Origin of the sequence: Xanthomonas sp., assembly GCF_017163755.1 — a bacterium.
Taxonomy (GTDB): domain Bacteria; phylum Pseudomonadota; class Gammaproteobacteria; order Xanthomonadales; family Xanthomonadaceae; genus Xanthomonas_A.
In genome coordinates this window covers 1-216 of record NZ_JAFIWC010000073.1, presented here as the reverse complement: position 1 = coordinate 216, position 216 = coordinate 1, and the positions used below count along the sequence as shown (strand labels likewise).

General features: G+C 72.7%; 1 pseudogene. It reads right to left on the bottom strand.

Going from position 1 to position 216, the window contains the following annotated elements:
• A pseudogene (locus JR065_RS21355) lies at nucleotides 1-216 on the bottom strand (hypothetical protein); the annotation flags it as partial.

Below are 216 nucleotides of genomic sequence, written 5' to 3'. Positions count from 1 at the left end.
GGTGGCGTGGGCCAGGCATTTGCGCTGCGCATCGCGCTGGGCGACCAGGGTGCTGCGCAGGTGGAGCAGTTCGCGCAGCGCCTGTAGCGGCGCAGGGAGCGTGGTGGTGGGTGCGGCGCGGATGCACTGGGCCGCCACAGCCAGCAACCGCGCATCCAGGGCATCGGTCTTGGCCTTGAGCCCCAACGCGTGCGCCAGCGCCCGGGGACGATGAGC